The sequence below is a fragment of the Halomonas sp. AOP43-A1-21 genome (assembly GCF_052376775.1).
GTDB lineage: Bacteria > Pseudomonadota > Gammaproteobacteria > Pseudomonadales > Halomonadaceae > Vreelandella > Vreelandella colorata.
Window position 1 is genome coordinate 76,358 of sequence record NZ_JBQSWC010000013.1, and the last position, 20,019, is coordinate 96,376.

A 20,019-nucleotide genomic window follows, 5' to 3' on the forward strand; every position below is an offset into this window, starting at 1 on the left:
GTTGGGCTCAAGACGCCTCGACTGCGGCACGCCCTTTAATGATCGAGCGGACAAGCAGCAGATACGCCACCGAACCACAGGCGGCCATGGCCAGAACGACCGCTTCAAGCGTATGCGGCAGCACGGCGGATAGCGCGCTTAATATCCCGGCGATACCAAACTGGGCCGCCCCCAAAAGCGCTGCAGCCGTGCCACCGCTGGTAGGAAAGAACTCCAAAAAGCAGGCTTGAATATTGGGTGAGATTGCCCCTACCGTGCCGATGGTCAGCATCATGGCGGCCAGGAAGGCATACATTGACCAGTCCATGAAGGCAGCCATCACCAGCAATAATATGCCGACCGCCTGGCAGCCCGTTGCCAACTGAAGAATGCGAAACGACGGCAATCTGGAAAGCAGTATCCGATTAATTATATTGAAGATAAGCATGGCGACGATGTTAGCCGCAAACAGCATCGAAAAACTCGAAGGCGACTGCTCGAAGTGTCCCTGATAGATAAAGGAAGCGTAGGTGATGAACATCATCAGGGTAGAAAAAGACGCGGCCTGCCAGGCAATGAACGGCAGTGCTGGCTTGGTAGATAGCACAAGCTTGTAACGCGCCAGCAGGCTCATCTGCGGGCTTTTGGCGCGTGACACCTTACCCTTGCCGGAAAACAGTACTCGCACCAGCAACGGCACCAGCAGCACCGCGTATGCCGCCAAGGCGAAGAAGATATAGTGCCAGGAGCCTAGCGCTAGAATCGCGCTGCCCACACTCGGCGCAATCCCCGGCGCCAGCACCATGATAAAGCCCATCATCGAAAACAGTTTCGCGGCGTCGCGGCCCGCCACCCGGTCGCGCACCAGCGCCGGTACCGACACCAAGGTCAAACCCGCGCCAATCGCCTGAATGGCCCGCCCGCCCAGCAAGGTGTTCAAGGAATCCGCCATGCCGATGGCAATGCTTGAGATCGCAAAAATCGCCAGCCCACTCATCAGCACCCGCTGGCGTCCGAAGCGGTCTGAAAGCGCACCGCCAATTAACTGACCCAACGCCATCGCGAACACGTATACCGATACGCTCAGCGATACCGCCTGCTGAGAAATCCCCAGCGATTCGCCGATGACCGGGAAAGCCGGTAGATACGTATCCATGGAAAACGGGCCCAGCATCATGGTCAATGCCAGGCTCAGCACCACAATGAAGGGCGTTTTAGATTGGGTCATGAGAGCTCGCGATAAATGGCGTAATGATGAACATCCTCAGCGATATGATACCGATTGATGCCATTATCAGCCAATATTCGCCAATTTAATGGCGCTGCAACCGCGCGCTACTCGCTCATTTTCAGCTCTTTGACCACGGCATCAAGATGACGAGAGTTGATTTCAGCAGGTGAGTTGGCGCCAATCAGCGTCATGGTGACGCGCATGTCAGCGGCGATCAGGTCGAGCAGATGAGAAACGCCCTGTTCACCTCTTGCCGCCAGTGCGTAAGCGTAAGCCCGCCCCAGCAGCACGCCTTTCGCGCCGAGCGCCAGCATTCTCACTACATCAAGCCCAGAGCGGATACCGGAGTCTGCCAGTACCGTCAGCTCATCGCCCACGGCTTCGGCAATATGCGGCAACGCCTGGGCGGTGGAAATGGCCCCATCCAGCTGGCGCCCGCCATGGTTGGAAACCACGATGCCATCAGCCCCCATGCGCACCGCGTCTCGCGCATCTTCCTTGTCCAGCAGCCCTTTTATGATCAGCTTGCCCTTCCAGCTATCGCGAATCCATTCAAGCTCGCTCCAGCTAATCGAAGGGTCGAAGTTTTTGGCCAGAAACCCCATGTAGTCGTCCATGTTCATCTGGCGTCCGGTATACGCCTCGATATTACCGAACGACAGCGGCTTGCCCTTGAGTCCCACATCGAACGCCCACTGCGGGTGGGTGATTGCCTGAGCGTACTGGCGCAGCTTGGCATTGGGGCCCGACATACCCGAGCGACGGTCGCGATAACGCGAGCCCGGCAGCGGCATATCCACGGTAAACACCAGTGTTTTCATGCCCGCTTCCCAGGCGCGATCCAGGGCGTTTTTCATAAAGCCGCGATCTTTCAATACGTAAAGCTGCGACCAAAGCTCGCCGTGGGCATTTTTCGCCACTTCCTCAATCGAACACACCGACACCGTGGAAAGCGTGTAGGGAACCCCGGCTTTCTCGGCTGCACGCGCGGCCTGTACCTCACCACGCCGGGCGTACATTCCCGTTGCCCCGATAGGTGCCAACCCCAACGGCATTTTCCAACGGTTGCCAAACAGCTCGGTTTCAAGCGATGGTGTGCCACCACCCTGCAGTACGCGTTGACGCAGAGGAATCGCCTGTAGCGCCTCCACGTTATTGCGCAGCGTGCTTTCGGTCACCGAGCCACCATCAAGGTAATCGAACAGAAAACGAGGGATACGCTGCTTGGCAGCCTGCCGGTAATCAGAAGGGCTTGAAATGATCATGAATTCGCCTTAACTCGACACGGGAAACGGAGAAGTGACCGTACACTTGAAACCTTAATGCTAACCCCAGCTAGCGTACCAAGTAAAGCCGCGTCTAGAGCGATTCGCGCCCCTGAACTTTAGTCTATGAGCGGTTTTGTTCATGCCCAGACTCGTGCTCAGCCATTAGTGCAACTACCCAATCAATGAACACACGCAGCTTGGCGCTTACATGACGGTTGGGCGGAAACGCGATAAACATTGGCATGGGATTAAGGTGCCACTCCTCAAGCAAAGGCACCAGCTCACCCCGTGCGACGTGTTCCCTGGCCATGTAATCAGGTAGCAAAATCGCACCAAGCCCCGCCAAACCTGCCGCTAGCCCCGCATTGCCATCATCGACTGTAATCCTATGGCGTCCCTGGATGCTAACACTCTCTGCTTCGCGGCGAAGGGTATAGAGAGAAGCCAAACCGGCACGCCACTTGAAGCTAACGATGTAATGAGGCGGAGCGGATAACGCTCGCGGATGCGACGGTACCCCCGCCTTTTGTAAATAGCTGGGGGCGGCGTAAACCCCCATCCTCAGCTCCCCTACCCGACGCGCCACCAAAGATAAATCGGTAAGTTCTCCGCCGCGCACCACGCAATCCACGCTTTCATCAATCAAATCCACCATGCGATCGCTTACCCCCATATCGAGCTGAATATCGGGATACTGCGCGTAAAAAGCCGGTAGTGCCGGTATCAAAATCATTCGCGCAAACGGGCTGGGCACATCGACCCTAAGCCGTCCGCGAGGCGAAACCACCGCATTGGAGAGGCTGGTTTCAGCATCATCCATATCGGCTAACAGTTTTATAACGCGCGCGTAGTAGGCCGCGCCATCTGCCGTCGCATTAACTTTGCGTGTGGTGCGGTTGAGAAGTTTTACCCGCAGCCGTGCCTCCAACTGCTGCACCAGCTGGGTCACGCTGGTTTTACTGATATGCAGCGTTTCAGCGGCCTTGGTAAAACTGCCCGTCTCGACGACCCGAGCAAATGCCTGCATTGCATTGAAACGGTCCATTACAGCGATACCGCCTTGTGATTGTTTGGAAAGTGCGAACAGTGTTGATCAGGATTCTCCGTTTATCCAGCTTGAAGGCAGGCCTAGAGTAGGTTCACCCAACGGACAGACCTGCATTGAACGACTGATGGAGAAAATATATGGCAAAGCGTGACGTAGTTTATCCCCAAGGCCGACAGGCTCTTTATGACAAGAATGCCTATTCTGCAGCCGTCCGCTCGGGCGACTTGTTATTTGTATCGGGCCAGGTGGGTAGCCGTGAAGATGGCTCGCCTGAGCCTGACTTCGCCGCACAGGTTCAGCTTGCCTTCGACAACTTGCAGAGCGTGCTGGACGCCGCGGGCGCAAGCTTTGACGATATCGTCGATGTCACAAGCTTCCATACAGACCCTGAAACTCAATTCGCTACCGTGCTGGAAGTCAAGACCCGCGCGTTCCCAGATAAACCCTACCCAAACTGGACGGCGGTCGGCGTAAACTGGCTGGCAGGCTTCGATTTTGAAATCAAAGTGATTGCGAGGCTACCCAAGTAACCCAGAAGGTTCGCTTGTTTTGCAACAGCAGTGGTGAAGCCCGACATTGCAGAAACCCGAAAAACGAACAATGCTTGAACAGTGTTTGTAGTAAAGGAGTTTTGCAATGGCGGACTTCAAGCAGCGCGAGTGGGTGAAATGGAAATGGGCAGACAGCTGGGCCGAAGGCCAAGTGACCCGGAAATTTCAGGAAGAAGTAACCCGCAAACTGCAGGGCAGCGAGGTAACTCGCAAAGGTAGCGAGAAGAACCCCGCGTACTTAATCAAGCAAGAGAACGGCAGCAGAGTCTTAAAACTTCATACTGAGCTTAAGAAGGCATAGGCAAGGAGGCCACAGTGCGCATCCCACAGCCCGAAATACTCCATTTTGACAGCGATGAAACGAGCGGCTATCCCAATTCCCCCCTGCCTGTACTGATTTACCGCGAGGTTCTTGACCTCAGCAGTGCAGATGAGCGGGCCGATGCTTTTGAAAGCATGTTCAAGCAGCACGGCTGGCCGCCAGCGTGGCGTTACTATCTATATGATTTTGACCACTTCCACTCCACCGCCCACGAGGCGCTAGGCATTTTTCAGGGTCAGGCAAGAGCCCGACTGGGCGGTCCCAATGGCCGAGAAACAGTGCTTTATCCAGGCGATGTTCTGGTGCTGCCCGCCGGGGTTGGGCATGCCTGCGTAGAGGCTGACGACGATTTCTGCATGGTCGGCGCCTACCCACCAGGACAAGACCCGGAGAACGAGCGCGGCGACCCGGCCGAGCTTGCAGCGGCACAAGCGCGAGTGGCTTCCGTCACCATTCCAGACACTGCTCCGGTGGGCGGCCCGCTCAAGCCAATGTGGGAACAGTAACCATAGACGCGGCCAATCAAGCCCGCTAGACGACTGGTCTAATTAGGCGTAAGCTAGCGGTATGAACATGACACCAGTCACCGGCGATGTCCGGCAGCACATTCTTAACACCGGCCAGGTCATCATCGGTGGCAAAGGGTTCTCAGCAGTGGGCCTTAACGAGATCCTCAAAGCCGCCGGGGTGCCCAAGGGCTCTTTTTATCACTACTTCAGCTCCAAAGAAGCGTTTGGCGAAGCGCTACTGCAAGGCTACTTCACTGAGTATCTCGCGCAGACGGAAGAACGCCTTACCCAGCCGGGCGCTTCCCATGCTGAACGTTTGCTCAGCTACTGGGCACATTGGCGGGATACCCAACACCACTGCGACCCCAGCGGCAAATGCCTGGCGGTGAAGCTTGCCGCTGAAGTCAGTGATCTTTCAGAACGCATGCGCTGCGTGCTGCAACAGGGCACCGAGCGCATTATTGCCAGGTTAGCGCAGTCGATCGAAGCCGCGGTTGCCGATGGCTCGTTGCCTCAATCTGTCAGCGCTCAAGGCAGTGCCCTGGAACTAGCCACCACCCTCTACCAGCTATGGCTAGGCGCCAGCCTGCGCGCCAAGATTACCCGCGACCGGGTGCCGCTGGATGCCGCCTTCAAAGCCACCTTCGCGCTATTAAACCTCGACCCCAACCGCTCTCTCACCCAGGAAAGGTCTCAATCATGAAAATTCTCGTTGTGGTTACCTCGCACGATAAACTTGGCGACACCGGCAACAAGACCGGCTTCTGGCTCGAAGAGCTAGCTGCGCCCTACTATACCTTCATCGACGCAGGCGCCGAGTTAACCCTGGCCTCCCCCGCCGGTGGCCAGCCGCCGCTCGACCCCAGCAGCAATGCACCGGACGCCCAGACCGAGGCTACTAACCGCTTCCAAGCGGACCTTGACGCCCAAGCAGCACTGGCCAACACTCATCAGCTTGCCGATATCGATATCGCCGAGTTCGACGCGGTGTTCTATCCCGGCGGCCACGGCCCGCTGTGGGATCTGGCCGAGAGCGCCACGTCCGTGCGCCTGATCGAAGACGCCATTGCCGCCAACAAGCCGGTCGCCACGGTATGCCACGCCCCCGGCGTGCTTCGCCATGTAAAAGGCAGCGACGGCAAACCGCTGGTTTCGGGCCGCAAAGTCACCGGCTTCAGCAACAGCGAAGAAGACGCCGTGGGTCTGACAAACGTGGTACCGTTTTTAGTCGAAGATATGCTCAAAGAGAGCGGCGGCGAATACAGTAAAGGCGATGACTGGAGCTCTTACGTACTCGTCGATGGCCTACTGATTACCGGGCAAAACCCCGGCTCGTCTGAAGCCACCGCCGAAGCGCTGTTAAAGAAGCTTTCCTGATAATTAACCAAGGAGAATGGAATGCCGGCTTACGTTGTACTGACTCGTGAACGCACTCACGACGCCAAGGAAATGGAGCAATACGCCACCAAGGCCAAAGCCGCCCGCGAAGGCCACGACCCGAAGCCGCTCGCCTTCTACGGTGACTTCGAAGTAATGGAAGGCAGCGACATGGAAGGCGCGGTAATCCTGCGCTTCTCCGACATGGCCGCCGCCCGCGCCTGGTATCAAAGCGACGCCTACCAGGAAGCCCGCAAGCATCGTTTTCAGGGTGCTGATTATCGCGTTTTTATTGTTGATGGGGTTGAGGAGGCTTAAGAGCCTTTCCTGCAGTTACGCATAGACGCACAAAAGGCCGTTCGTAGTTTAACGAACGGCCTTTTTTATCGCGGCTTGATAACAGCAGACCACGTATGTTTTCAGCAGCTCGGCGCCAGCGAACCCATCAAATTCAAAGATGCCCCGTATAATTACCGAACGGTAACTAGCATTAAGTTCTAATCCTTATACGTAGCAATAATTACCGATCGGTAACTTATAAGTTGTTAGGTGCTAAGTTTAGGCTTAGACTTACCGAACGGTAATTAAATCGCAGGTTCTCATGCCTACTAATGATATTTCAGCCCCTCTAACCACTACCATTCGCCAAAGCGAAGACCTCGGTAAACTGGTGCGCCAGCTGCGTAGCGAGCAAGGACTGTTACAGTACGACTTAGCTGGCCTCGCGGGCACGGGCAATCGCTTTATCGTTGACTTGGAGCGAGGCAAGCCGACTCTTCAATTGCAGAAGGTGTTGGATGTACTGGATTTGCTAGGGCTTGAGGTCATCGTGCGACGCAAGGGTGGCGACCGTCATGGCAAGTGACGATACGCTAACAGTTTACCAAGGCGAGAAAGTCGTCGGTTGGCTTTACGATATCCAACCGCTGCGCTTCGAGTATGCTCTAGAATGGCTGGAGTACTCCAAAGCGGTAAGTCTCTCACCCTCGCTGCCGCTCACGCAGCAGGTTCATGCTGGCGATAACGTGCTGGCCTACTTTGAAAACCTGCTACCAGAAGGCGATCTGCGCCATCATTTAGAGCTTCGCCACCACACCACGACCGTTTTCGGTCTGCTGAAAGCTATTGGTGGGGATACGGCTAGCGGCTTCACCTTAATGCCACCGGACGAGTCACCGGCCCAACCACACTATCAGCCTATCAGTTGGGAGAGCGTAGCAGAGCATTTACAACACCGGGAACGTGGCTCTTTGATTTCGCAACAGGGCGAAGAACCACGTATATCTTTGGCCGGTGCTCAAAATAAATTGCTACTGATGGTGCAGCCAGACGGAACCCCCGCCATACCTGAAGGATCGGCACCCTCTAGCCATATTCTCAAGCCAGACATTCAAGGCTTGAAAGGTGTATGGGCCACCGCCCTCAACGAAACCTTCTGTATGCAGTTGGCCGCTGAACTTGGGTTTGACGTCGCCGAGGCGAATTACCAGCCCGAAACCCGCGCCTGCCTTGTGCGCCGATACGATCGCATTCCCGATGCACACGGCAACTTACGGCGCCTGCATCAGCTCGATTTCTGCCAGCTCGCTGGCACACCTTCGCTGATCAAATATGAAAGCGACGGCGGCCCAGGCCTCATTCTCTGTCGTGAACTCCTGCAGGAGGTTGGAACACCAGCCAAGGATCTGCAGCGCCTGATCGGCTGGCTATTCTTCAACTTGCTGATCGGCAACAACGACAGCCACGCCAAGAATCTCGCCATTCTCTACTCTGACGAAGGCCCTCGGTTGGCGCCATTTTACGACTTGATGAGTACGACGCTCTACAGCGGACTCTCGCGACGCTTTGCACTTCGCATCAACGGTGAGGATCGTCCCGGCAACATTGAGCGTTCTCATCTCGAAGCAGTGGCCCGTTCACTACGCTTTCAACCACGTTATTTCCTACGCCAAGGGTTCGAACTCGCTGAACGCATGCCAGCGGCCATCGACAGCACCCTTACCACACTGGGTACCGTAGCTCATAAAGGCTCTGAGCAGACTCTGCTAGAGCGGCTGGAGCAGCGGCTTTTAAGTAATTGTCGAAAGCTTCCGGAGCGATGGTCGGCACAATAATGTCTTTTCCAGGATGCTGACTACCGCGTGTTTATTGTGGATGGGGTTGAGGAGGCTTAAGCCTTTTTGCAATTACGCATAGACGCACAAAGGGCCGTTCGTGGTTTAACGAACGGCCCTTTTGTATTTTAAATATCAACATGCCTAAGCCGAATGGCTCCAAACAGCTCGGTTGCCTCACCTTTGGCGATTAAGGTGTGCTTCAACTCGCCAATAGCTTTCAAGGCTTCTTCCAATCCCAGCGACTGCATATCAGGTTGCTTGATGTTTAATTCAGCTAATTGCTGCTCATCGTAGCCTTGTAACAAACTCCAAGAGCGTGCGTAATCGCTGATCACGCGGGCGACGGCTTCACCTTCTGTGGAGACCAAGCCTTGATTGGTTAAGGTGCGGCTGAGCAAACTCACCGCCTGCTCGAACTCTATTCCTCGCTCGGTTAAGCGTTGCTGGTTGAGTGTATAGCCATAAACCAAGTGGTCTTTTAGTACCAGGGTGGCCCATTTGCGAAACTGCACGCCGCGCTGAGACTTCACACGGTAACCCACTGAGATAACCACGTCTAAATTGTAGTATTCGACCTGATAGATTTTACCATCAGCGGCAGTTGTTGCATTTTTTGCAACAACTGACTCCCTTTCAAGTTCACCCTCTATAAAGACGTTGCGAATGTGGCGAGATATTACAGATTTATCCCTCCCAAATAGGTTAGTCATCTGATCTAAACTTAACCACACGGTTTCCTGCTCCAGCGTTACCTCAATGTGTGTTTGTCCATCTTCGCTGGTGAATATCTGGATTTGTTGGTCATTCATGATCGCTTTCTTTAGGTTTACAAGCTCAATGCATTTCCAAAGCAAGCTCCCTTCAATGCAGCGTATATCTTTTTTTGCTGCAAAAACGTTCATTAGCCTGCTATAAGGCTAATCAAACTTTATCAAAAAACATTCTGCAATGTGCATCAGACGTTTTCAGGCTTTGTACCCATCTGCGTTTTGCGTTTGGCTCAGCCAAACAGTCTTTTGCTAAAGCCTGGGCCGATTCAATGTATGAAAACCATCACCACCAGCACCACTGTCAGTAATAGCAAATACACCCTGGCATGAATACGATCAGGGATGCGCCCGATCCAGATCGACGCTAGGCGGATACCGAGCCATGAGCCCACCGCAAGTACCAGCAAGGCGCGCAGATCCACATAACCTGCATACCCGTTTCCTAACGCTGTGTGATTGGCCGACAGCAACACATATGTCGCGGTGCCACTCACCGCCATGGGCAACGACAACGGGTTGGCCATGGCCGTGGCCGCCGTCATACTGGCCCCTCTGCGTCGCATGAGCGGCACGGTCATCACGCTACCACCCACGCCCAGCAAGGCGGCCACTGTACCAATGCATGTACCCGTCATTGCTGTTACCGCACGCCCTATAGGACGCACATCACTTCCCGTTTGATGCAGAAAACCAGGCCGCAGAACGGCATCCGCAATAGTGATGCACAGATAGCCGATGAAAACCCAGCGGACCCAGTTCCCACTTAACGATACTGCCACTGCCGCGCCGAGCACCGCCCCCATGGCGATATAACCAACTAATGGGCGCACTAGATGCCACTGCACGGTCTGTCGCCGATGATGACGCCATGTTGCCATTGAAGCCGCGAAGATCATCAGTGCAGTCGAGGTGGCCACCGCAATATGCATGGCCGCCAAACCCGTCGCGCTATCCGACCCATGGACGGCAATCAGTAAGGTATACAGCAAGGGAACCACCACAAACCCACCACCGAAACCGAACAGTACGGTGGTGACGCCCGCCAAACCGCCACAAAGAAGTAATATGCTATACACCGCCACTCTCCTAATAAGACTCAATAGCAGAGAGAATATTGCGGCTGGAACTGGCCGACATTCGTCTTTTGGACAATAATCATCGCATTTCGGCCAGAATGACGATTATGCTCAATACTCCTCTAACAGACGTGGATCATGTGGCACGGCCCATGGTGGCCATCGGCACTGACTACAGCCCTGGCACACTCCTTGACTTTCATACCCATCGCCGCGCCCAGTTTCTCTATGGCATGACAGGCGTGATGGAAGTCAATACGGATGACGGCACCTGGATGGTGCCGCCCTATAGCGGTGTCTGGCTGCCTGCGGGCAAGCGCCATCAAGTGCGTATGAATGGGGTGAGCACGCGAAGCCTGTATATCGAGCCCCATGTCGCGCCACGCGCTTCATGCAGCTGTGAGGTACTGGTCGTGACGCCGCTGTTGCATCACCTGCTGCTGGCTTCCGCCCATATACCCGCACTCTATGATGAAAGCGGCCGCGACGGTGCCCTGGCACAATTACTCCTATACGAACTGCAACAGGCTCAGGCCCTGCCGCTGTTTGCTCCCCTGCCCCATGACCCTCAATTAGCCAGTCTGTGCCGAGATTTTCTCGGCCAGCCACATATTCACAGCCTCCCCGAGGACTGGGCCCGGCAGTTGCATCGCAGCCAGCGCACCTTCAATCGCCTATTCCGTCAGCAGACAGGCATGTCCTTTGCCGTATGGCGTCAACAGGCCTGCCTGATGGCTGCTATTCCCAAACTGCTATCCGGCAGTTCCGTTACTCGCACCGCGTTGGAACTCGGCTACGACAGTCCAGCCGCTTTCTCCAGCATGTTTCGTAAGGTGCTTGGCCAATCGCCAACCGCTTTCGTTCAAGCGGCAAATCGCCAGGAGGAAGAGTAACAAGCAGATGGTCCAGGCATTACCAAGCCATTCCGTATTCATCGATTTAAGCCAACAGCCACCCTGAGGATTATCTTCTAATTGAGTGACCTAGAAGCCCTAGGTAGTTGCTCAAACCCTCATCACCGAACACGCATGCTGCTTCCTCCGTCGGACAATTTGTAAAGGCAGCTTTTTCCAGCAGTTCTGCTAGATCCCGCTTTGATGCGGCTCTATCTACTTTATGTGATATCGCGGCATCAGTCATGATGGCTCGCAATACTGCATACAGAAAATAAAAAATTATTCTACATTAGTCTAAAAATGGGCATATTATAGGTTATTTAAGCCTTAAAGCATGTAGCCTGTATGCAGTTATTCTTTTGAGAGAATTAATAGAATGTATACCGAAGAACCCAAGCAGTTGGTGGAATACGCTAGAGAGCGACTGCGTGAAGCGATACTGACTAATCAATTAAAAGCGTCCGATTCGTTTAGCCAAGTGCAGTTGGCGCGTGAGTTCGGCATTAGCCGAACGCCATTGCGGGAAGCAGTACGCCTGCTGGAGCATGAAGGATTAGCCACTGTTAATTTTAATCGTCGCGTCACGGTGTCAGAGTTGACTCCTAAAGATCTCGATTCCCTTTATGCAACACGCATCCTTCTGGAGTCATTAGCGCTACATACCAATATCACCAAAATGGATCAGGCATTTCTTGAAACTTCGCGGCAGCGTCTTCTTGATATGCGAGAGTTCGAAAAGGTTCATGACGTTGAAAATTGGTCAAAAGTACATAGAGAGTTCCATCTTCAGCTGGTGCTGGGCACCGGTGCTCGTATCGATCAACAGATACAGCACTACTTTGACCATTCCGAGCGCTACCGACGCTTATATCTGGGCGACTCAGATCGCAACTGGAATAAAGGCATGTCAGACCACTCAGATCTACAGCATGCGTGCGAAACCGGTGATCGCTTTAATGCCGTCCGAATCCTGACAAAACACTATGAAAGTACAGCCTTCGGTGTGCTTGAAGTGATTGATCCCAATTACTCGCCTGACCTTATGATTGCCGCCAAAACAATGACAAAAGGACTCATTTTCCTTGAATGATTCGATGTTCCATTAACGCCAACACTCACTTCCTTGAAGGAGATAACAACAATGAGAATACTAGATACGATTGAAAAAGTACCCGGTGGCCTAATGGTCATCCCTCTACTTTTGGGAGCATTCGTCAACACGTTTGCCCCTGGGATATTAGAAATTGGTGGCTTTACACAGGCGCTGTTCCGCGATGGCGCTATGGCCGTTATTGGGGTGTTCCTAGTGTGTATGGGGGCTCAACTACCCATTAAGGCCACTGGTGCTGTTGCCGAAAAAGGCGGCGCTATCATGCTGGGCAAGCTCTTTGCTGGCGTGATTATTGGACTTTCGGTAGGTTTTCTGATCCCAGGTGGCATGCTATTGGGGCTGACGCCATTAGCTATTATTGCGGCAATGACAAACTCTAATGGTGGACTGTTTCTTGCGCTTACCACAGAGTTTGGCAACAAGACTGACCGCGGCTCTATCGCTGTTATCGCGATCAATGACGGTCCATTTCTTACATTGGTCGTATTAGGCGCCGCAGGCTTAGCACAAATACCACTACTGGCGGTTGTCGCCGTCATCACTCCTATTTTGATTGGTTTTGTATTGGGAAACCTCGATTTAAAACTGAGAAGTTTCCTTAAGCAGGGAGAGCAACTGCTAATTCCTTTCTTTGCCTTTCCCCTGGGCACCGGGATTGATTTCCGCACACTGATCGAGGCTGGTTCCTCTGGAGTACTGCTAGGTGCTTTAGTGGTAACGATCTCGGGTGGTTGCGCCATGCTGTTTCTATGGGTGGTTCAGGTGCTGCGTCGGCGCCCACCAAAACAACGTAACTTAATCTCGGGCATTGCAGAATCCTCGACGGCTGGCAACGCCGTGGCAACACCTGCCGTCGTGGCGGCGGCCGACCCGGCTTACCAGGCGATCATGGAGGTGGCGACAGCGCAGATTGCTGGGGCCGTTGTGACCACTGCCATACTGCCCCCCCTGTTAACGGTTCTGGTTCATCGATGGCAGTTACGTCGGGGAATTGATCCACTGAATGAATACGATGATCCAGAACTCAATGGTACGCCTGCCGTCATCGAACAACAGTCATGAACGTCGGCTTTAAGACTACGAGGTAAGCTTATGGCACTGCAATATTTACTCCCTGCCGAAGGCGATAACGCGGGTATCGCCACGAGACGACTAGAGGCAGGAGAGACTCTAGAGCTTGACGACAACACGGTTACTCTCAAATACCCGGTGCCCCAAGGCCACCGAATTTGTATCAGCCCCATCCTGAAGGGCGAGGCGCTACTGTCTTGGGGCCTCTCATTTGGCACCGCCATCGAGGATATTGCATTCGGTGATTATCTCTGCAATGCCAAGATGCGTGAGGTCTTAAGGGCGCGTCAGCCGGAGGATTACGACGAACAGCTTAAGGTCAATTTCGAGGATAAGGACACTATTGTCGAACGCACACTTCCCGAAGCCCCCAGCTTTGGCAATAACGTTGCTGATATCGTGGATGGTTTGACGTTCCAAGGTTTCTATCGCGGCGAAAGCCGCGGTTGGGGAACACGCAACTATCTGGTGATTATTGGGGCAACTTCACGGTCTCGTAGTGCGGTGCTGGAGGCAGCAGAGCGTCTCCAGGCGAAGTGGCCTGCATACGGTAACTTCGATGGTGTGGTTCCCGTGGTTCACACCGAGGGTGGTGGCCTGGATGTACCTAATAATCGTGACCTGCTGCTGCGTACGCTGGCAGGGTTTGCAACCAATCCAAACAGTGGTGCCGCCATTCTGGTCAACGAGCATGGCTCTTGGTTAACCAATGATGAAATTGCGGAACAGCTCTCTCATCTTGCCTTGCCCGAGGCTGAATATCGGGTTAGCTATCAGATGGCAGATGATGATGGCTTCTTCGACTCTCTTGTCAGTGAGTGCGAGCTGCTGATTCCTCAGGTGGCGTCGTTTGAGCGACAGCCTGCTCCTGTTTCCGGCCTAAAACTGGGGCTGCAGTGTGGGGGCTCTGATGCGTTTTCAGGTGTAACAGCTAATCAAGTATTGGGCAAAGCCGTCCATGAGTTAATCCGGCGAGGAGGAAGTGCCAACCTTGCCGAAACGGATGAGTTGATCGGGGCGGAGCAGTATGTCCTACAAAAAACCGCGAGCAGGAAAACCTTTGAGCGCTTTTTAACGGTTCAACAGCGTTTTAAAGACTATGCCACCGCTCATGGACACACAGCGGAAGGGAATGTGTCAGGCGGTAATATTTATCGAGGCCTGTATAACATTACGCTGAAATCAATTGGTGCAGCGCGCAAAAAGGATCCTCAGACGTATCTCGATTATGTGATTGATTACGCACAACCAATGCGACGCCCAGGTTACTACTTTATGGATAGCCCAGGTAATGACCTGGAGAGTATTGCTGGCCAAGTGGCAGCAGGCGCTAACTTGGTACTGTTCACGACGGGGAACGGCTCCATTACCAATTTTCCCTTTGTGCCCACGCTTAAAATCGTGACCACCCACGAACGCTTTCAGTTGCTTGAATCGGATATGGATTTCGACGCGGGGCAAGTGCTTGAAGGAGAGAGCCTGGAACTCGCCAGTGAACGCCTACGCCAACTACTTCTTGAGACAGCATCGGGGATCCGCTCGAAAGGAGAACATACAGGACAGTACCAAACTCAAATCTGGCGTAATGCCTTCTTCCCCAATGCGACTCAACTGATACCGACCGTTACGGAGTCAGAACAACGATTTAGCGGTGTACCACTGCTGGTTGCTGATCGGGACGATACTCTGGTGCGCACGCGTTCCAAAGGGGCTCCCATGTGCTCATTGGTGCTACCGACCAGCCTTTGCTCTGGGCAAGTCGCCGAACAGATCGCAGCCCATATCAACCAAGGCGGTCATCAACCAACTCGGGAGAAGGCTATCGCCTTACCCCACACAGAGGGGTGCGGCGTATCAGGCGGTCAGTCTGAAGAGATCTTTCGGGATACGATGATTGGCTACGCCACTCATCCGCTCGTCAAGCGTTGCGTCTTCCTTGAGCATGGCTGTGAGAAAACACACAACGACTACTTTCAGTCGGCGCTTAATGATCGTGGCATTGCTCCTGGCCAGTTTGACTGGGCGAGTATTCAGCTTGAAGGGGGCATTTCGGCTGTTAGCCAGCATGTTGAAAAGTCCATCTCTAAGCCGTCCCCATCGACTGAATGGCCGCAATTGCCTCTCCATGTTGGCCTAACGACCAGCCCCGGCATAGGCCATGACGCTTTACAACGGTTGGCGGATCTCACGCATCGGCTCCTCTCGAAAGGGGTGGGCGTGGTGCTGGCGGCGAACGACCCGTTGCTTAAAGAGGCGGCTTTTTGTGACAGGCTAGCTATCTATCATGCTCGGCCCACACTGGCTTATTCTCAGCAGTCGACCCATGCAGGGCTGCAGGTAATGGATTGCAGTACATCGGATTGGCTTGAAATAGCGACTGGCCTGGGAGCAACCGGCTGCCGTTGCTTGATCACAGTGCCCACTAACTACCCATATCAGCCTCACCGGTTCATTCCCACACTTCAACTTTCACCTACGGGGCAGGATAAACACTTCGATGGCTGTCTCGTGACGCCAGAGGAAGAGAGTGCTGAAGTTTTGACTGAACAAATCATCGACACACTGGCTGGTGACTACACTCCCCTGCGTCAGGCGGCGCCTAACGTGGGCTTCCAAATCTCTCGAGGGCGCTTCGGCGTCTCCCTGTAACCATGGTCATTTCACGTGGCCGATAATATCTATTGACGAGGACTTCAATGAAAGTTGCTAATATTCAAGGCAATGCCTGTCTTATTCTTGATCAACACTTAGCGTGTAATATCGCTGATGAAAGTAACGGCCAGTTTGGTCCCACTATGCCGGATCTGTTTACTCAGTGGGAGGCCTTCAGTCAGTGGGCTGCTTCGCATACCCCAAGCATTACGTTTGAGTGGAATGAATCCGAACTTGAGGCCGTCTCGCCCCGGCCTAGTCAGGTCTTTGCGATTGGCCTTAACTATGATGAGCACTCAAAAGAAACGGGCATTGGCATTAACCATGAGTTTCCGCCCGTTTTTCCCAAGTGGGCTAGCAGTATTGCTAACCCTAATGGCACAGTATCTGTACCGGAAGATAGCCATATAGATTGGGAAGTGGAGCTCGTGGCAATTATCGGCCAGCGAGCATCCAACGTGACTCGAGAGAACGCAATGGAGTATGTGGCTGGCTTTGCCGTAGGTCAGGACTTCTCAGACAGACAACTTCAATTTATCGGTGACGCTCCGCAGTTTGGTCTCGCCAAGTCGTGCGCTGGATTTGCCCCCGTGGGGCCATACATTGTAACGCCCAATGAGCTGGCCAATATGGGCGAGGCTGCCATTACCTGCGAGGTAGATGGCGTTGTGAAGCAAGCTGGCACACTCAATCAAATGATCTTTCCAGTGGCGGATATTCTCGCCATTTTAAGTAAGATCGTCACCCTTAACCCCGGCGACCTAGTGTTTACTGGAACGCCTTCCGGTGTGGGGTACGCACGCAAGCCGCAAGAATTTCTGCAACCGGGCAGCTGCATTGTTAGTACGATCGAAGGAATTGGTAGTATCCAGCAGCAAGTGGTGAGCCGTTAGACTCACTGTATTATCTAAATGATGGAACCATGAAGGACAATTCATTTCCAACAATGCAATAAAAAGACTTTAAGTCTGAATAACTAACGGTTACGGCCTATAAGCTAGATCAATAAACTTTATAGGCCGTTACGACTTGTCGAAGTAACGTCGTCCTATTCTCTTTAGCAACTGGGTTTAGAGTCAGATGCGACTTTCGCTTGTTTTATTCCCCAGTCGCTCCCCATAGGCTGAAGAAGCCAACCCACCACGACTCTGCCTCGGCTTTTTCATCATAACCCCCAACGCCACATTTTAATCACCACCTTGGCGTGATACAAACTGGTAAACAAGGTCCTGTTTACGTTATGACAGCATAGGGAAAGCTCGCAGAATAGAGGTCTCGACACCACTTAACTGCCAGCCTGGCATGGCTAATGCTCATGAATGACGAGCTACAACCTATCTTCCGTGCGCTTGTGTAGGACCCTGATGTTGAACGGCTATTCATTGATGGTTCCCACGTCAAGGTGCACTAAGACAGCACAGGGGCTGCTACAGAAAAGGCGGCAAGTCATTGCCAAGCCTCGCCAAAATTCACCTTGCCGTTGTCGCTTATACGCTCCCAACGCTTTCAGGATAACGGGGCGTGAAGTACATCACAGTGCGAAGGTCTCTGCGTTGATAAACGACTCCATCTCCGAGAACGGCCTCTCCCAAACCATCGCATTCAAATGTTCTTCTGACAATCCGAGGGCATACCAAGCTGCTGCCAGATGAGCCGATTACCGAACCTATTCGAATCAATTTATGAGCCGATTACGGGTTATATTCGGCTCATAGGCTAACAGCCGCTAAAATCAGACCACAAAGGGAATTGCACTATAGCGCTAAGCGCTGGAATTAAAGCTCTTTTCGAACGATCTCCGTCCCGGCACTCAAGGCACTGAGCTTGCCTCTGGCCACCGAGCGAGACAGCGGCGCCATGCCACAGTTGGTGCACGGGTAAAGCTTATCGGCATCAACGAATTGAAGTGCCTTTCTAAGTGTTGCGGCGACCTCTTCCGGCGTCTCGATGGTGTTGGTGGCGACGTCGATGGCACCCAGCATCACCTTCTTGCCGCGCAGAAGTTCGACCAGCTCGATGGGCACGTGGGAGTTCTGGCACTCCAACGAAACAATATCGATGTTGGATTTTTGCAGCCGGGGGAAGACTTCTTCATATTGCCTCCACTCCGATCCCAGCGTTTTTTTCCAATCCGTATTGGCTTTAATGCCGTAGCCATAACAGATATGGACAGCCGTTTCGCATTTGAGCCCTTCAATGGCTCTTTCCAAGGCGGCGATTCCCCAATCATTCACCTCGTCGAAGAATACGTTGAACGCAGGTTCGTCGAACTGAATGATATCGACTCCCGCCGCCTCTAGCTCCTTGGCTTCCTGATTGAGCGCTTTAGCGAATTCCCACGCCAGCTTCTCACGACTTTTATAGTGATCGTCATACAGCGTGTCGATCATGGTCATCGGACCCGGTAGCGCCCACTTGATGGGCTTGTCGGTCTGGCGGCGCAGGAACTTGGCGTCCTCGACGAAGACCGGCTTATGGCGGTTGACCGCATCCACGACCGTCGGCACGCTCGCATCGTAGCGGTTACGAATTCTCACGGTTTTGCGCTTTTCAAAATCGACGCCGCTAAGATGCTCGATAAAGGTTGTCACGAAATGTTGACGCGTTTGCTCGCCGTCGCTGACGATATCGATACCGGCCTGCTGCTGTTCCTGCAGCGACACGCGCAGCGCATCTTGTTTACCTTCAATCAACGCCTCGTCTTCAAGTTTCCAGGGCGACCAAAGGGTTTCGGGCTCGGCAAGCCAGGAAGGTTTGGGCAGGCTGCCCGCCGTCGAGGTGGGTAAGCGTTTACTCATGAGTCATCATCCCGTGCATTTGATTAGTTAAAGCGAGCCGTTGGAAGACCACTGCTCAAGCATCGCCTGATAGGGTTTGATGAAATGCTCTTCAGCAAATTTCCCCTGCTCGGCGGCCAACTGGCTACGTTCTTCTCGGTCGTAGACGATTTGGGTCAGCGAATGATCCGGGTTCTTCAGATCGGGCTGATAGACATTGCCCGCTGCCGCATTGGCGTTGTAGATCTCGGGCCGGTAAATCTTCTGAAAAGACTCCATGGTGCTGATGGTGCCGGCAAGCTCAAGATTGGTGTAATCGTTGAGCAGATCCCCGGAAAAATAAAACGCCAGCGGGGCAGCACTGTTGGCAGGCATAAAGTAGCGAACCTCAAGCCCCATCTTCTTGAAGTACTGCTCGGTCAGCGACGACTCGTTCGGCTGATACTCAACGCCCAATACGGGATGCCGATTATCGGTGCGGTGATAAACCTTGTTATCGGAAACGCTCAAGCAGATGACCGGGGGCTTGTCAAAATGCTCTTGGTAAACCGAGGAGTTCACGAAGCTCTTGAACAGGTTGCCGTGCAGCACGCCAAAATCGTCCGGGATGCTGAAGCTCGACTGGTGCTTATTGTGCTCGGTTAGCCGCACGCTGAAATCGTAATCGCGCACGTAGGAGGAAAAGTTGTTACCCACGATGCCTTCAATACGCCGACCCGTTTGCGTATCCACAAAGCGGGGTTTGAGTATCTCGATGATTTGAAACGGCTGGCCCTGGCCGTCAGCACCCACCGCCATATTCACGGAGACGATATCGAGCTCGACGCTGTAACGACGCCCTTCCGGGTTGTCCCAATGCACCAGCGCATTGAAGCGGTTATTGATCATGTCCAGCGTATTACGCAGGTTTTCTCGCCGCCTCTCGCCCCGGGCTAGATTGGCGAAGTTGGTGGTAATACGCGTATTGTCCGACGGACGATAATTCTCATCGAAGCCGATACGCTGGATAGTAAATGCGACGTCGTTATTCATCATCTCGCCTCCAATAGTAAAAATCGAACCGGTTCTTCGCTTCTGCGGAACGGCCCAATATTTAAAAACCGGGCGGCTTTACAGCTTTTAAGCCTGACAGCCTTATTCATGAGAAGCTGGCAGGCTCTATAACGAAGAGTACTGGGGATTTTATACAGGAGCACAAAGATGAATAAAAATGGTCTTATTTCATGGGAAGTTTAGAAAAATTCATAATAGGATGGAAACATAG

The 20,019-nt window shown here is 53.4% G+C and carries 20 protein-coding genes; 13 read left to right on the top strand and 7 right to left on the bottom strand.

The features are described 5' to 3' along the window. Positions 1-7: 7 nt before the first annotated feature. The 3 genes from ACT3R7_RS09325 to ACT3R7_RS09335 all read right to left on the bottom strand — a co-directional run bounded on the left by ACT3R7_RS09325 (position 8) and on the right by ACT3R7_RS09335 (position 3,523). The gene (locus ACT3R7_RS09325; RefSeq protein WP_192537588.1) at positions 8-1,207 is read right to left on the bottom strand and encodes a Bcr/CflA family efflux MFS transporter; all 1,200 of its coding nucleotides are present in this window, start codon (positions 1,205-1,207) and stop codon (positions 8-10) included. Between the two features lie 107 nt (positions 1,208-1,314). Next, a complete protein-coding gene (lldD, locus tag ACT3R7_RS09330) occupies positions 1,315-2,475 on the bottom strand; it encodes an FMN-dependent L-lactate dehydrogenase LldD (protein ID WP_018917968.1) in 1,161 nt (386 codons plus the stop codon). Positions 2,476-2,599: 124 nt separating this feature from the next. Beyond that, positions 2,600-3,523: a LysR family transcriptional regulator gene (locus tag ACT3R7_RS09335; protein ID WP_192537589.1), complete on the bottom strand. Its 924-nt coding sequence runs from the start codon at positions 3,521-3,523 to the stop codon at positions 2,600-2,602. A 140-nt stretch (positions 3,524-3,663) separates the two neighbouring features. Between ACT3R7_RS09335 and ACT3R7_RS09340 the strand changes: the two genes are divergently transcribed. From ACT3R7_RS09340 to ACT3R7_RS09375, 8 genes are all read left to right on the top strand, one after another. Further along, positions 3,664-4,056 carry a RidA family protein gene (locus tag ACT3R7_RS09340; protein WP_496199018.1) on the top strand — a complete coding sequence of 131 codons (393 nt, stop codon included), beginning with the start codon at positions 3,664-3,666 and terminating at the stop codon, positions 4,054-4,056. Positions 4,057-4,162: 106 nt separating this feature from the next. Then, on the top strand, positions 4,163-4,378 hold the full coding sequence (locus ACT3R7_RS09345) for a hypervirulence associated TUDOR domain-containing protein (protein WP_192537591.1): 216 nt from the start codon (positions 4,163-4,165) through the stop codon (positions 4,376-4,378). 14 nt (positions 4,379-4,392) lie between these two features. After that, positions 4,393-4,905, top strand: a complete 513-nt coding sequence (locus ACT3R7_RS09350; protein WP_018917972.1) for a cupin domain-containing protein — start codon at positions 4,393-4,395, stop codon at positions 4,903-4,905. Between the two features lie 61 nt (positions 4,906-4,966). Then, the gene (locus tag ACT3R7_RS09355; RefSeq protein WP_496199019.1) at positions 4,967-5,611 is read left to right on the top strand and encodes a TetR family transcriptional regulator C-terminal domain-containing protein; all 645 of its coding nucleotides are present in this window, start codon (positions 4,967-4,969) and stop codon (positions 5,609-5,611) included. Further along, entirely contained in the window at positions 5,608-6,285 is a 678-nt protein-coding gene (locus ACT3R7_RS09360; RefSeq protein WP_192537592.1) for a type 1 glutamine amidotransferase domain-containing protein, read from the top strand. Before ACT3R7_RS09355 ends, ACT3R7_RS09360 begins: the two co-directional genes overlap by 4 nt. A 21-nt stretch (positions 6,286-6,306) precedes the next feature. Further along, positions 6,307-6,603, top strand: coding sequence for a DUF1330 domain-containing protein (locus ACT3R7_RS09365; protein ID WP_192537593.1), 297 nt, complete (start codon positions 6,307-6,309; stop codon positions 6,601-6,603). Positions 6,604-6,886: 283 nt separating this feature from the next. After that, positions 6,887-7,150, top strand: coding sequence for a type II toxin-antitoxin system Y4mF family antitoxin (locus ACT3R7_RS09370; protein ID WP_192537594.1), 264 nt, complete (start codon positions 6,887-6,889; stop codon positions 7,148-7,150). Then, positions 7,140-8,399 (top strand): type II toxin-antitoxin system HipA family toxin, encoded by a 1,260-nt coding sequence (locus ACT3R7_RS09375; RefSeq protein WP_192537595.1) that lies wholly within the window; start codon positions 7,140-7,142, stop codon positions 8,397-8,399. The genes ACT3R7_RS09370 and ACT3R7_RS09375 overlap by 11 nt, the downstream gene beginning before the upstream one ends. A 128-nt stretch (positions 8,400-8,527) precedes the next feature. Here the strand turns inward: ACT3R7_RS09375 and ACT3R7_RS09380 are convergent, their stop codons facing one another. Beyond that, positions 8,528-9,304, bottom strand: a complete 777-nt coding sequence (locus ACT3R7_RS09380) for a virulence RhuM family protein (protein ID WP_225736098.1) — start codon at positions 9,302-9,304, stop codon at positions 8,528-8,530. 134 nt (positions 9,305-9,438) lie between these two features. Next, complete coding sequence (locus ACT3R7_RS09385) at positions 9,439-10,248, bottom strand: sulfite exporter TauE/SafE family protein (protein WP_192537596.1); 810 nt, start codon at positions 10,246-10,248, stop codon at positions 9,439-9,441. 38 nt (positions 10,249-10,286) lie between these two features. On the opposite strand from ACT3R7_RS09385, the gene ACT3R7_RS09390 reads away from it, so the two are divergent. The 5 genes from ACT3R7_RS09390 (at position 10,287) to ACT3R7_RS09410 (ending at position 16,871) form a co-directional block, all read left to right on the top strand. After that, positions 10,287-11,141 (top strand): AraC family transcriptional regulator, encoded by an 855-nt coding sequence (locus ACT3R7_RS09390; RefSeq protein ID WP_225736100.1) that lies wholly within the window; start codon positions 10,287-10,289, stop codon positions 11,139-11,141. A 379-nt stretch (positions 11,142-11,520) separates the two neighbouring features. Further along, entirely contained in the window at positions 11,521-12,234 is a 714-nt protein-coding gene (locus ACT3R7_RS09395) for a GntR family transcriptional regulator (RefSeq protein ID WP_192537597.1), read from the top strand. A gap of 51 nt (positions 12,235-12,285) precedes the next feature. Beyond that, positions 12,286-13,317 carry a 2-keto-3-deoxygluconate permease gene (locus tag ACT3R7_RS09400; RefSeq protein WP_496199020.1) on the top strand — a complete coding sequence of 344 codons (1,032 nt, stop codon included), beginning with the start codon at positions 12,286-12,288 and terminating at the stop codon, positions 13,315-13,317. A 30-nt stretch (positions 13,318-13,347) separates the two neighbouring features. Then, positions 13,348-15,975 (top strand): UxaA family hydrolase, encoded by a 2,628-nt coding sequence (locus ACT3R7_RS09405; protein WP_192537599.1) that lies wholly within the window; start codon positions 13,348-13,350, stop codon positions 15,973-15,975. A 47-nt stretch (positions 15,976-16,022) separates the two neighbouring features. Further along, a complete protein-coding gene (locus ACT3R7_RS09410) occupies positions 16,023-16,871 on the top strand; it encodes a fumarylacetoacetate hydrolase family protein (protein WP_192537600.1) in 849 nt (282 codons plus the stop codon). A gap of 882 nt (positions 16,872-17,753) precedes the next feature. Here ACT3R7_RS09410 and ACT3R7_RS09415 read toward each other — a convergent pair. Together ACT3R7_RS09415 and ACT3R7_RS09420 are read right to left on the bottom strand one after the other, a co-directional pair. Next, positions 17,754-18,776 (bottom strand): methionine synthase, encoded by a 1,023-nt coding sequence (locus ACT3R7_RS09415; RefSeq protein ID WP_192537601.1) that lies wholly within the window; start codon positions 18,774-18,776, stop codon positions 17,754-17,756. A gap of 27 nt (positions 18,777-18,803) precedes the next feature. Further along, complete coding sequence (locus ACT3R7_RS09420; RefSeq protein ID WP_192537615.1) at positions 18,804-19,787, bottom strand: DUF1852 domain-containing protein; 984 nt, start codon at positions 19,785-19,787, stop codon at positions 18,804-18,806. Positions 19,788-20,019: the final 232 nt, after the last annotated feature.

What these genes read in the sequence shown, in the direction of transcription:
- ACT3R7_RS09325 (WP_192537588.1), bottom strand. Translation starts at nt 1,207, where the DNA reads ATGACCCAATCTAAAACGCCCTTCATTGTGGTGCTGAGCCTGGCATTG.
- lldD (WP_018917968.1), bottom strand. Translation starts at nt 2,475, where the DNA reads ATGATCATTTCAAGCCCTTCTGATTACCGGCAGGCTGCCAAGCAGCGT.
- ACT3R7_RS09335 (WP_192537589.1), bottom strand. Translation starts at nt 3,523, where the DNA reads ATGGACCGTTTCAATGCAATGCAGGCATTTGCTCGGGTCGTCGAGACG.
- ACT3R7_RS09340 (WP_496199018.1), top strand. Translation starts at nt 3,664, where the DNA reads ATGGCAAAGCGTGACGTAGTTTATCCCCAAGGCCGACAGGCTCTTTAT.
- ACT3R7_RS09345 (WP_192537591.1), top strand. Translation starts at nt 4,163, where the DNA reads ATGGCGGACTTCAAGCAGCGCGAGTGGGTGAAATGGAAATGGGCAGAC.
- ACT3R7_RS09355 (WP_496199019.1), top strand. Translation starts at nt 4,967, where the DNA reads ATGAACATGACACCAGTCACCGGCGATGTCCGGCAGCACATTCTTAAC.
- ACT3R7_RS09360 (WP_192537592.1), top strand. Translation starts at nt 5,608, where the DNA reads ATGAAAATTCTCGTTGTGGTTACCTCGCACGATAAACTTGGCGACACC.
- ACT3R7_RS09365 (WP_192537593.1), top strand. Translation starts at nt 6,307, where the DNA reads ATGCCGGCTTACGTTGTACTGACTCGTGAACGCACTCACGACGCCAAG.
- ACT3R7_RS09370 (WP_192537594.1), top strand. Translation starts at nt 6,887, where the DNA reads ATGCCTACTAATGATATTTCAGCCCCTCTAACCACTACCATTCGCCAA.
- ACT3R7_RS09375 (WP_192537595.1), top strand. Translation starts at nt 7,140, where the DNA reads ATGGCAAGTGACGATACGCTAACAGTTTACCAAGGCGAGAAAGTCGTC.
- ACT3R7_RS09380 (WP_225736098.1), bottom strand. Translation starts at nt 9,304, where the DNA reads ATGAACGTTTTTGCAGCAAAAAAAGATATACGCTGCATTGAAGGGAGC.
- ACT3R7_RS09395 (WP_192537597.1), top strand. Translation starts at nt 11,521, where the DNA reads ATGTATACCGAAGAACCCAAGCAGTTGGTGGAATACGCTAGAGAGCGA.
- ACT3R7_RS09400 (WP_496199020.1), top strand. Translation starts at nt 12,286, where the DNA reads ATGAGAATACTAGATACGATTGAAAAAGTACCCGGTGGCCTAATGGTC.
- ACT3R7_RS09405 (WP_192537599.1), top strand. Translation starts at nt 13,348, where the DNA reads ATGGCACTGCAATATTTACTCCCTGCCGAAGGCGATAACGCGGGTATC.
- ACT3R7_RS09410 (WP_192537600.1), top strand. Translation starts at nt 16,023, where the DNA reads ATGAAAGTTGCTAATATTCAAGGCAATGCCTGTCTTATTCTTGATCAA.
- ACT3R7_RS09415 (WP_192537601.1), bottom strand. Translation starts at nt 18,776, where the DNA reads ATGAGTAAACGCTTACCCACCTCGACGGCGGGCAGCCTGCCCAAACCT.
- ACT3R7_RS09420 (WP_192537615.1), bottom strand. Translation starts at nt 19,787, where the DNA reads ATGAATAACGACGTCGCATTTACTATCCAGCGTATCGGCTTCGATGAG.